At 48.1% G+C, this 11,355-nt stretch carries 10 protein-coding genes; all 10 read right to left on the reverse strand.

What is annotated here, in order from left to right:
- Window positions 1–161: 161 nt before the first annotated feature.
- Window positions 162–1,334: a Gfo/Idh/MocA family protein gene (locus ACTWJ7_RS19170; RefSeq protein WP_079344613.1), complete on the reverse strand. Its 1,173-nt coding sequence runs from the start codon at window positions 1,332–1,334 to the stop codon at window positions 162–164.
- Between the two features lie 36 nt (window positions 1,335–1,370).
- Window positions 1,371–2,417, reverse strand: coding sequence for a LacI family DNA-binding transcriptional regulator (locus ACTWJ7_RS19175; RefSeq protein WP_301878535.1), 1,047 nt, complete (start codon window positions 2,415–2,417; stop codon window positions 1,371–1,373).
- 220 nt (window positions 2,418–2,637) lie between these two features.
- Window positions 2,638–3,714, reverse strand: a complete 1,077-nt coding sequence (gene glpX, locus ACTWJ7_RS19180; RefSeq protein ID WP_024631999.1) for a class II fructose-bisphosphatase — start codon at window positions 3,712–3,714, stop codon at window positions 2,638–2,640.
- Between the two features lie 678 nt (window positions 3,715–4,392).
- On the reverse strand, window positions 4,393–4,935 hold the full coding sequence (locus tag ACTWJ7_RS19185; RefSeq protein WP_443145772.1) for an EVE domain-containing protein: 543 nt from the start codon (window positions 4,933–4,935) through the stop codon (window positions 4,393–4,395).
- The gene (locus ACTWJ7_RS19190; protein ID WP_301878536.1) at window positions 4,928–5,500 is read right to left on the reverse strand and encodes a DinB family protein; all 573 of its coding nucleotides are present in this window, start codon (window positions 5,498–5,500) and stop codon (window positions 4,928–4,930) included. The genes ACTWJ7_RS19185 and ACTWJ7_RS19190 overlap by 8 nt, the downstream gene beginning before the upstream one ends.
- 66 nt (window positions 5,501–5,566) lie before the next feature.
- Window positions 5,567–6,514: a helix-turn-helix transcriptional regulator gene (locus ACTWJ7_RS19195; RefSeq protein WP_301878537.1), complete on the reverse strand. Its 948-nt coding sequence runs from the start codon at window positions 6,512–6,514 to the stop codon at window positions 5,567–5,569.
- A gap of 334 nt (window positions 6,515–6,848) precedes the next feature.
- A complete protein-coding gene (locus ACTWJ7_RS19200) occupies window positions 6,849–7,205 on the reverse strand; it encodes a hypothetical protein (RefSeq protein ID WP_301878538.1) in 357 nt (118 codons plus the stop codon).
- Window positions 7,206–7,498: 293 nt separating this feature from the next.
- Window positions 7,499–8,029, reverse strand: a complete 531-nt coding sequence (locus ACTWJ7_RS19205) for a (2Fe-2S)-binding protein (protein WP_301878539.1) — start codon at window positions 8,027–8,029, stop codon at window positions 7,499–7,501.
- Entirely contained in the window at window positions 8,026–10,359 is a 2,334-nt protein-coding gene (gene pucD / locus ACTWJ7_RS19210) for a xanthine dehydrogenase subunit D (RefSeq protein ID WP_301878540.1), read from the reverse strand. The genes ACTWJ7_RS19205 and pucD overlap by 4 nt, the downstream gene beginning before the upstream one ends.
- A gap of 69 nt (window positions 10,360–10,428) precedes the next feature.
- Window positions 10,429–11,343 carry an FAD binding domain-containing protein gene (locus ACTWJ7_RS19215; RefSeq protein ID WP_301878541.1) on the reverse strand — a complete coding sequence of 305 codons (915 nt, stop codon included), beginning with the start codon at window positions 11,341–11,343 and terminating at the stop codon, window positions 10,429–10,431.
- Window positions 11,344–11,355 lie beyond the last annotated feature (12 nt).

Below are 11,355 nucleotides of genomic sequence, written 5' to 3' on the forward strand. Positions count from 1 at the left end.
ACCGATCACTCGCTTTCCGGAAGTTAAGTTATTGTTATTCTATCGGACCTTGCACAAAATCAAGACCTCTCAGAGGCCAAAACATCCAGGCTTATATCTAGTTCTTATTTCAAATGAGTGCCAACATGACGTGCACTTCACAGTTCCAGTGGTCGGACCACTTACATTTCTTCTAACGATACCCAGCGGCGCTCTGTAACGGAACGTTCAACCGCTTCCAATACCGCTTGACAGGCAACGCCATCGTGAAAACTTGGCTCAGGCTGACGTCCTTCGGAGATTGCAGTCACCAGCTCCAGCATTTCATGCGTAAACGTATGCTCGAACCCAATCGTATGACCTGCAGGCCACCAGGCCTCTGAATATTTGTGTGCCGGATCGGTTGCCAGAACACGGCGGAAGCCCTGCACATCTTCCTCGTCCTTTGTAAAATACACTTCCAGTTCATTCATCCGTTCAAAATCAAACCGGACACTGCCCAGACTGCCGTTAATCTCAAACGAGTTAGTACTGCGGTGACCTGCTGCAAAGCGTGTAGCCTCGAAGCTGCCCAGCGCACCATCTGCAAACCGCGCGAGGAACAAAGTGGCATCATCGACCGTCACCTCACCCTTTGGAGCATCTGCGTTCGAGCTGCCTTTGGCGCTAAGTCCGGTCATTTCCGAAGCAAGCGGCCGCTCCTTAATGAACGTTTCGCTCATCCCGATCACTTCCTTGAATTCGCCGACCAGGAAGCGTGCCAGATCAATCAGGTGTGCGCCGAGATCGCCATGCGAGCCGGAACCTGCTACTTCCTTTTGCAGACGCCATACCAGCGGGAACGAAGGGTCCATAATCCAGTCCTGAAGGAAAAATGCGCGGAAATGATAGATTTTGCCCAGACGTCCGCTTTGCACCAATTCTTTAGCCAGCTGCACAGCCGGAGAGAAGCGGTAATTGAATCCAACCATGTGCGCAACTCCTGCTTCTTCTGCAGCCTGGAGCATTTCACGCGAATCAGCGAGCGATAGAGCCAGCGGCTTTTCGCAGAACAGATGTTTACCCTGACGAGCGGCTTCCAGAGCGATTTCCTTATGAGCATCACTTGGAGCATTAATATCGATCAGATCGATATCATCACGTCGTACCAGCTCACGCCAATCCGTTACACTTTCAGACCAGCCAAACTGGCTGGCAGCCTCCTGAACTCCCTGCTCGTTGCGTCCACAGATTACCGACATCTCGGGCTGCAACGGGGCAGACGGGAAAAACATCGGCAGGCTACGATAAGCATTGCTGTGGGCTTTCCCCATAAATTTGTATCCAACCATTCCGACACGAAGACGATTTGACATGGTCATTTCCTCCTTTGGGATAAAGCTTGTAATGTATTAATTGCGGATTGAAGATGCACGGATAATCAGCTCCGTAGGCAACAACTGCCTTGCAGTTACTGGGGTGACTTCAGGACTGGCAGTTGAAGCTCTTGCCCCCAATGATCCATGAATCAGCTTGGATGCAGCCAGTTCTCCCATTTCATAAAAGGGAACCCTGACGCTGCTCAGCGGTGGAACCGCCATCTCCGCAGCATCGGAGTCATCGTAACCCACGAATGCGGGGAAATCCTGAACCTTGATTCCGCGCTCGCGCAAACCATGCATAACACCGATCGCCATCCGGTCATTCGCAGCAAATACAGCATCAATCTCGCTAAGCCTGGCTGCAATGGTGGCAGCAGCCTCCACCCCGCTTCGTCTGCCGTAATTCCCCTCCAGCAGCAGGCTGGAATCCATATTCATTCCGGCCTCATTCAGTCCGATCTGAACGCCCTGAAGCCGCTCCTGACTGTTGGAATAACTATCCGGACCATTGAGAAAGGCAATATTCCGGTACCCCTGATCGGTTAAGTGGCGTATTGCCAGCCTGCTGCCCTCCACATGATCAGCATCCACTTCCATGAATGATTCGCCTGCAAAGTGCTGATTCATGACGCAGAACGGATGCCCCTCCTGCTGAAGCTGCTGCATGGCTGCCAATTCCCCGTGATCATCTCGCGCGCCGAGAATGATGCAGGCATCCACTTTCTGACGGCGGAACAGATCCGTATAATTCATCACTTCACCCGGTGTCCTGAACATGACCAGCAGGTCCATGCCGCTGTCCCTGGCTTTGCTCCCAATGCCGCTCAGCATTTCCGAGAAGAAATATGCCGAGAACAAGTGCGCCTTCGGAACGTAGGGCAACACCACGCCAAGGTTACCGCTTTTACTTCTCGCAAAGCTGCGGGCCAGTGCACTGGGCACGTAACCCAACTGCTCGGAAGCTTCGAGCACCTTGCGACGGGTCTCTTCTTTAATAGGACCAACGCCATTAAGAACTCGGGATACTGTAGCTTCCGAAACACCGGCAAGATCAGCCACTTCTTTACGGGATGCCATGGATCTCACCTCCTTCATGTTTCCTGAACACATGCAAAACCGATGCAATCTATAAAATATGATATTTATGTACGCGCGTACATCTTCTCATGTGTTGTAACCGTTGTCAATGCTTTTAACATAAAAAAAGATGAGGATTTGTGTAAACAAATTCCCCATCCTTTTCTTATGTTATTCTCCTGTAACTTGTCCCATATTCACAGCCGAGAACAATTTTAATTTAGGTCGTCACACCGTTACCAACGGATGATTGACTGAACTCCGCCTGTTCCAAAATGGTGACCTGACTCTGAATGCGATCCGAAGGTTCAGGTGTCGATTGAAGCTGCCGCACTTTGTGCAACACTTCTTTATTCGGAAGGAAATGCTGAGAACGGATGAAACGAATGGTTTTAGTTTTGGCACGCATAACGATGGAATCGGTCTCAGCCCGGTCATCTGCGAGGTAACGCACACCGCCTAAAATCTCACCCGGGGTCACACCCGTTGCCGCAAAAATAACATCCTCCGTGCCGATCATATCCTGCATCGTTAATACTTTGTAGGGATTGTCGATCCCCATCTGCAAGCAGCGCTGGAATTCATCTGCGTTGGCAGGCATCAGGCGACCTTGAATCTCTCCACCCAGGCAAGACAGTGCGGCTGCAGCAAGCACGCCTTCCGGCGCTCCACCTGATCCGACATACAGATCAATTCCCGCCTCCGGGAACGCAGGTGCCATCGCACCAGCAACGTCACCATCACTAAGGAACTTGATTCGCACTCCAACCTTTCGTAAAGTTTTGATCGTGCTCTCATGCCGGACACGGTCAAGAATCATGACAGTTAGATCTGAGATGTTTTTGTTCAATGCTTCTGCGGCTTTCTCCAATGTCACCTCAACCGGGTCTTCAATACTGACCTTGCCGACTAGAGCCGGCCCAACTGCCAGCTTCTCCATGTACATATCCGGTGCGTGGAGCAGGTTGCCTTTTCCCGCCACTGCAATAACCGATAAAGCGTTGTTGAGGCCCTTGGCTACAATCTCTGTACCTTCCAAAGGATCTACAGCCACATCAACCTCGGGTCCCTCAGCGTTGCCGACTTCCTCGCCGATATACAACATGGGTGCTTCATCCATTTCTCCTTCACCGATTACCACCGTGCCGCGAATGGACACGGAATCGAACATGGCGCGCATAGCCAAAGTAGCTGCCTCATCTGCACTATTCTTGTCGCCCCTCCCCATCCAGGGAGCTGAAGCTAACGCAGCCAATTCTGTTACTCGGACAATTTCCAACGCCAGTTCGCGTTCCATTTTTCCCACTTCCTTTCCAGTTTCCAAAAGCATACATTGAAAGCGGTACTAAATCCATCGCAAATCCATATGAAATTGATCTAAAACAGGCGTAACAGCTCGCTTTTGGGAAAACGACCCATTCGTTCTCTCCTCAATAAATACACACAGTTTTACAACTTTGAACAAGCTATTTTACACTTCTAATCCACCGAATAACACTGGTTTGAAGCGGTCGATTCATTTTATATTTTTTGAAACTCCATATTCATCGCGTTGAGAGTGTAAAAAGGCAAATCCGAACAAATTAATGCAGATAACAAGGTGTTTATTATATGAAAACTGAATCTACTGAGAAAAATACTAAACGTTCTCACATTCATCGAAAACGATTTTCGTAGGCTCATTTACAGCCTTGATGCACTGCCAAAGGAACAATATTGATGAGGTTATGTGCAAGGTATGTTCTTCAAAGATTCGACCTGAAAAACCACCCAAATCCAGCTCTATACGCCCTTTGGACATGACTATCAATATAGATACAGCTTATGGAGGTCATCGAAAATAATAAGTTTACATAATAATTATTACGTACAATAAATCCTTCGATTTTTAATGTTTTCCCTCAAAAGGTCCATTTTTTCTACATTTTTATTCATTACACACATATGATCTGAATTTTTGCCCAAACTTTGCAGGTTAGGAGCTTTCTATCTCAGTCCCCAACATGGCAACTGCAATTTTCAGGAAATCCTCTCTTTGAATCTGCAAATGCCCATATCTAAAATGATATCCCCAACGTGCCTGTCCTCGAGTAAGGATCAGTTGGTCCAGCAGATCAGCGATCTTCACCTGCTGACAAGGATAATACTGGACATTCCTCCGATATGGCACAAAGGAATCCGACATGCGGTAGGTGTACACCTGATTGTCTGCTACACGTCCTATGGCGGTAAATGCTTGAAGCACTTTGCCCCCATGCAAGCTTGTTCGAGGCGAATAATAGATCAGCCAGTCGCCTGCATTCATTCTACGCAGAGGTGCTGCCTTGCCGTGACAGAGCTGAGCAAAGCCACCTTCTACGCCTTTCTCCACATGAGAGGCTGACACAACGCCGATCCAGTAGCGGTTTCCTTGTTCAGATTTCGCCTCGACCTCTAACTGAGAAGCCAGTTCACTCGTATAAATCTGCTTTATTTCTTTACTGGTGATCATCAAATTATGTTTTTCCAGTTCATTCATCCCTCTGCTCCCGCTCTTCCCATGCTGTCTTCAGACGTTCAAGCTGCAAAAAATGATGACGATAATGCATCTCGACCAATATAAACCAATCGTCTGCATTCAAACCGCCGAATCTTGGATGTGGCAGCGTACATTCCGATGTTTTTCCTTCCAGCAGCAGGTCCATTTTCCGCATTTCATCCCTTACTTCAACCAACCCTTGAATTATTGATTCTCTTCCATCCGGTTGAAGCGGAGTATACTCCGGAGAAGCCGGGACGTGAATACGGATCGGCGGAAAACTCGCTTGTGCAAAAACAGCTTCGCCTGCTTCTGTTTTGCCCTGGTTTTTCTTCTTATCAGCGTCCTCGTCTGCACTTATACAAGTTCGAACATTGGCTAAATGCATTTTCATCGCAGACTGAATTAAATGCTGGTACATCTGGCCGACCGACCACTCCATATCACTGGGTTTGTATCTTAACTGAGCATCACTCATCTTATCCAGTTCTTGTAAATAACGTTCCAGCGTCATCTCAAAATGACGTCGAATCTCACCTTTGTTCGTTGTTCTTGGCGTATTCATACAAATAAACAGCTCCTTCAATCGGTTATAAACCGATCATACACAAACACTACTGACAGCGTTATGTCAGTAGTGTTTAAGAAGATTGCTTGCTTCCTCGCGAATACGTATCCTCAACGATTCGGGCTCCAAAACCATAGCTGACGCTCCCCAGCCAAGTATCCAATGCAGAACGTCTTCTGGATGCCTTACACGAAAATCTGCATATAATCCATCGGATTGCAGATCTGCTTTCTCCATGTAGAAATTGTTCGCTTCAATCACCCTGTCTGCAATTCGACCATGAAACCATACACGGACATGAACATCACGATTGTCAGGTGGTGAGTAGCTATGAATATCAAAACCCGAAGGAAGTTCGAACGGATCAGTGCTGATCTCCAGATCGCTCATGCGGGATATACGAAAATGACGAATCTCTTGTCGCAAATCGCATCGGGCAATCAGCATCCATGAGCCTTGCATCCAAAGCATCCCGTAAGGGGAAGACATACGAGCCGTCTTTTGCACGCTCTCATTAACCGTTCCAGGCTTATGATAATGAAAGCGGATTTTGAGCTTATGCTGCATTGCGGTTCGGATGACACCCATATGTTCGATTTCACGCTCGCGTGCATCACTGTCCGCTGAACGAAGTAGACGGATACCCTGTCGTATTTGTCCAACCTCTTCTCGAAGAGGGCCGGGCAGGATGGCCTCAATTTTGGAGCGGGATGTGAGGGATGTGCTCTTGTAATAGCTATCGAAGCGCTGCTCAACAAAATCAAGTCCGATCAGAAGAGTTACCGCTTCTTCAGCGGTCAAGCTGACCGGAGGCAAAAAGTATCCTTCCATAAGAGAATATCCTACTCCGGGTTCTCCCACTATAGGAACACCTGCCTCACATAACGCCTGAATGTCCCTGTATATGGTACGAACACTAGTTTCAAACAAGAGGGCTAAATCTTCCGCTCGTTGCACCTTCCCACGCTGCAGCTCAAGAACGATGGCCAGCATACGATCTGATTTGTTCAAGAACACACCTCCTTGTGTGTAATATCAATTACACCCTCTTCATTGGACATTTATTATAAGTAACATATGGACAAATGAAAAGCATACGGACTGACAAGTCCTCACTGTGCCCGAGTTGACCTATTTTCGTAAGATGTTTCATTGAACAACAAAGACCAACCCGCAGAGCGTAAGTTGGTCTATAAAAATTTTTATGATACAGAAATTCAGATACAATCTTAGTCCCCCACTGCCATCACATTGTTCTATCCGCCACTTAGAGATAGTTAGCAAGCAATAAGTTACAGCTTATGGAGGTCATCGAAAATAATGAATTTACATAATAATAATTACGTTATTTTAAGTTCAATTTTTTGATATTTTCTTTTAAAAGGTCGATTTTTTCCCCACCTTTATTCACCACATAAATATGGTCTGGCTTATTGTCCAGACTTTTACCGCTAATCATCAATTGATGACAGCCTTCTATGTTGTATTTTCGAATATATAATCCCGATCCTTCATCTTCATAAGGGTACGCTGCAAAATCATTCCATGTCAGGCTGTCTCCTTTCTCAGCCAGAGTATTCAGTTCTTTTAAGGGAATGGATGAACCCGACTCCTCATGATCATTATTTGCCTGACATCCTGAACAAAACGCAACCAAAAGCAACAATACTAAACTGAGTTTTCTAGGAATAAGTTTTTTCATTATTGTTCCTCCTTAAAACAAAAAAAGATATTGGAATTATTTGTAATAAATATCTTGCTTTCTTCAACATTGTACCAAAACATAATTACCTTATATTACATTTTTTTGGAATCATCTTAAACACATCCACGTATTCTGGACATAAATCAGCTGATCGTAATTATGGAAATGGCCTTAATTATTCCACTTGGGGCGGATGGTACATTATCAAATATTAATCGTTAACAATAAAGACCGAGCGAAGGAGGAGATATGCCCTCCTTCGCCCGGTCTTCTTTAATTCCGTTTTTCAATTACAGGTCATTCACTTTCTTCTCTTCCGTTGTTAAAAAGGATGTTGATAAACAGGTTTCTCGTGCAGTTCTTACCGCACGAAGTATTCCTCCATATCCGGTGCAGCGGCACAGATTGCCGCATAAACCCGTTTCAATCTGTTCCTGACTAGGCTGCGGATAGCGGTCCAGGAGCGCCTTGGTGGAAATCACCATTCCGGGAGTACAATACCCGCATTGGAAGCCACCTTCCTCGACAAAAGCCTGTTGAATCGGATGCAGCTCGCCTTCCTTTTCACCATGTAACCCTTCTATTGTTATGATCTCGCTGCCAATACATTGATAAGCCATAACGAGACACGAATTGACCGGCTCTCCATCCATTAGCACCATACATGCACCGCAGCGGCCTACTTCGCAGGAAACCTTTGTTCCGGTCAGATTCAAATGCGAGCGCAGTATATCCACAAGGCGGGTTGTTTGGGCGATCTGCAATGGCTTCTCTTCCCCATTCACAACGGCTGTCCAGAAATTGTCCAACGGCTCAGTCATGATGGAATCACTCCTTCCCGAAGCGGTACGTCCAATGGTTGGATCAATTGATCTCTCGGAACAGGCAAACGATTAACCCACACCCCTGTAGCCTGATGAATTGCAGCAGTTATGGCTGGAGCAAGCGCCACCGAACCGATCTCGCCAATCCCCCGCGGTCCAAACTGATCACCCTCGGGTAGATCTTCAATGGCCTCAACGTCCAGGTTCTTGTGAATATCTCGAATCGTCGGAATCAGGTAGGTGTCCAGATTGGTTGTCATATAGCGGCTGTCCTGCATAACGGCGTCTTCGGTCAATGTAAAACCAAGAGCCATTACACTTCCGCCTTCGATCTGTCCGATGAATCCCATTGGATTGATGACAGGTCCAGCCGCCACTACATGCCTTGTATCCAGCAATTTGGCTTCCCCGGTGAGCGTGTTTACCTCCACCTCTGCGGCTACTGCTGCATACGTGTATAGATAATGCCCGCCCACAACATTGTCCGGCGTGGTCGGATATTCGAAATGAGTATCAAAAGTCCATTCTTCCGCTTCTCCATGCTTCGCCAAATCTACGTAAGAAATAACAACTCTGGTATCAAGCGTCGTATCATTCGCTGTACGTTCTGGAGGAAGCTGTCCCTTGCGCCATACTCCCCCTATTCCAGTAATCAGTTCGTCAACCGGAATTCCTGACAAGGTAGAGGCTACCGACAAAATTTTTGAACGAAAAGGACCCTTTAATCGCTGAAGAGCCATCCAGGCCATCGTTGTTGAACGCGAAGCGGTACTTGAACCACTGTGCGGAACTCGATCCGTATCCCCAATGATGATGCTCAGATCGGATGTGGAGCACTGGAACAGATCGTAAAGCATCATTTCAAGAGTGGCAATCAGTCCCTGACCGAATTCTTCGTAACTAAAAGCCACTTCAATTTTACCATCGGCATTCAGGGACAGCCGGCCCCCGGCCGGATCGGGAATGCCATAACCCAGACCTGCCCCGTGCATCGCGATGGCTGCACCCACACCACGTTTGATCCAGGGAGGCAGAGCAAGATCTGCCGGGGGATGTTTATGTTTCTGCCATAACTCAGAACGGTCCACTGCCTCCCAAACTTGCGACAGTCCACCCGTGACCAGAATCCGTTGATTCAACGGTCCAGGATCGGTCTTTTCCCTCATGTTGCGTCTCCGAAACTCCCAGGGGTCCATATCCATAATCTCGGCGAGTCGATCCATCTGCCCCTCCATTGCAAAGATCGCTTGATTACCACCAAATCCGCGAAACTCTCCCGACACCCCATTATTTGTATACACCGATACACCTTCCACATCCACATGGGGAATGGAATATGGTCCAAGACAATGCTCTGTGCAGAAATTCAGGACAGGTGCTCCCAGCGTGGCGTATGCCCCCGTGTCTGCGGTAATCCGGACACGGTGAGCCTGAATCATGCCTTCACGGCTGATACCTGTCTGCATTTCAATTTTCATCGGATGCCGTTTCAGGCCTGCACGTACAGATTCTTTGCGGGAGTTGTGCATTTTCACGGGACGTCCGCTTCGTAAAGCAAGAAGTGCACCATACGGCTGCACATTCAGCTCATCTTTTCCACCAAAGGAACCGCCAATCGGAGACGAGACAACCCGAATATTCTCTTCGGGACAACCGATGATTCGGGCAAGCTGCATTCTATCCTTGTAACCATGCTGTGTAGCTGCATAGACATGAAGTCTCCCACTTTCATCAGGCACAAACAACCCGCCTTCAGTCTCCATATACGCATGCATCTGGCGAGGGGTATAATACGTTTCACTCACGATATGTTCGCATGCAGCAAACCCCTCATCCACATGACCTCGCTTGATTTCGGTACGGTGCAGTACGTTGCCGGGGCCATGTTCATGGAGCTCTGGAGCACCAGATGCCAGTGCAGCCTCGGGGCTGTCCAGCGGAGTCCATTCCTCATACTCTACCCGGATTGCCTCCAAAGCGAGTGCTGCACGTTCCGGGGAATCCGCAGCAACTGCGGCAATGGCATCTCCGACATAACGAACGACATTCTCGCAAAATACAGGCTGATCCGGAGTGGCAATGCCGAAACGGTTCAAGCCGGGTACATCTTTGGAGGTAAGTACGGCAAATACACCCTCCATAGCCGCAGCTCCCGTAATATCAATAGACAATATGCGGGCATAGGGGTAGGCGCTTCGAAGGACCCTTCCGTGTAACATACCAGGCAGCGTCATGTCTGTCAGATATTGAAGCTGTCCTGTCACTTTGCCAACCCCATCTGGCCGCAGATGCCAGCGTTTTCCACTACTCTCCCGATTCAAGAGCATGATCTCTCTCCCCTTTTTCTTCAGAAAGCGGTTAGGTTCACGCTTCGCTTCTTCAAATTGTTTTTTCTCCTATGAGCGAAGAGCTTCCCAGAGTCCGGCACCGAGCATATTACCTGCTGTCTGCTTACGGTACTGTTCTGTAGCGAATGCATCACGATAAGTTACGAATTCCGGCACGACTGCGGCAGCCAGAGCTTGAGCCTGCATGATAGAAACCTCGCTGCCAAGAAGCAGCTTTTCTGATTCGGGAAGCCGCATGGCCGTACCTGAACCTCCACCTGCAGCGATCGCGATCTTATTCCAGCGGCCATCTGTGCCCACTTCTCCGTGAAATGCAATCGTCACCAGTGATGCTGTAAAGGTCTCCCGTCGACCCAGCTTGCGGTAAAATGAAATCTCACGCGCTCCACACATCGGTTCACTAATGCTATCAGGGGAAGGTATATCTTTCATTGGAATATGAATGGCGATTAACACATCATTCGGGTTGCGACTACCGTCACGGCCACCATTCAACCAGGATGAAAGACTGTGCATCTCCATACCATGGTCCGTCATCCAATATAACTGTGCATCGTATACGAGGAGTGCAGGGATGGCGTCCCCCACTCCGGATACAATGTTTCCGCCAATCGTCGCCAAGTTGCGAATAGAGGGAGCTGCTATGGAATTCATTGCAGACTGTACTAGGGGCAGTTGTTGCAGATGAATGTCTGTAGCACATTGATTCAATCGCGTCAGTGCTCCAATGACCAGGTTATCTCCATCCACATATACGCCGCTCACACCTGGAATTCGAGCTAGGCTTATCATGTGCTCAGGTACAGGAATAAGTCCGCCTTCCCACTGAGTACGCAATAATGTCGCCCCTGCTGCAAAACAATACTTTCCTGACAGCTCACTCTTTAAAGATTGAAGTTCGTCCAGACTAATTGGCTGCCAAACCGTTGGCTGCGCTCCAGACCCGTATGCCGGCATAACCATCCTTCCATCTCC

It is taken from the genome of Paenibacillus sp. 1A_MP2 (genome assembly GCF_052244825.1).
Taxonomy (GTDB): Bacteria; Bacillota; Bacilli; order Paenibacillales; family Paenibacillaceae; genus Paenibacillus; species Paenibacillus vandeheii.

Excerpts from the sequence above, each read along its gene's own strand:
- ACTWJ7_RS19170 (WP_079344613.1), bottom strand. The coding sequence starts at position 1,334 with ATGTCAAATCGTCTTCGTGTCGGAATGGTTGGATACAAATTTATGGGG.
- ACTWJ7_RS19175 (WP_301878535.1), bottom strand. The coding sequence starts at position 2,417 with ATGGCATCCCGTAAAGAAGTGGCTGATCTTGCCGGTGTTTCGGAAGCT.
- glpX (WP_024631999.1), bottom strand. The coding sequence starts at position 3,714 with ATGGAACGCGAACTGGCGTTGGAAATTGTCCGAGTAACAGAATTGGCT.
- ACTWJ7_RS19185 (WP_443145772.1), bottom strand. The coding sequence starts at position 4,935 with ATGAATGAACTGGAAAAACATAATTTGATGATCACCAGTAAAGAAATA.
- ACTWJ7_RS19190 (WP_301878536.1), bottom strand. The coding sequence starts at position 5,500 with ATGAATACGCCAAGAACAACGAACAAAGGTGAGATTCGACGTCATTTT.
- ACTWJ7_RS19200 (WP_301878538.1), bottom strand. The coding sequence starts at position 7,205 with ATGAAAAAACTTATTCCTAGAAAACTCAGTTTAGTATTGTTGCTTTTG.
- ACTWJ7_RS19205 (WP_301878539.1), bottom strand. The coding sequence starts at position 8,029 with ATGACTGAGCCGTTGGACAATTTCTGGACAGCCGTTGTGAATGGGGAA.
- pucD (WP_301878540.1), bottom strand. The coding sequence starts at position 10,359 with ATGCTCTTGAATCGGGAGAGTAGTGGAAAACGCTGGCATCTGCGGCCA.
- ACTWJ7_RS19215 (WP_301878541.1), bottom strand. The coding sequence starts at position 11,343 with ATGGTTATGCCGGCATACGGGTCTGGAGCGCAGCCAACGGTTTGGCAG.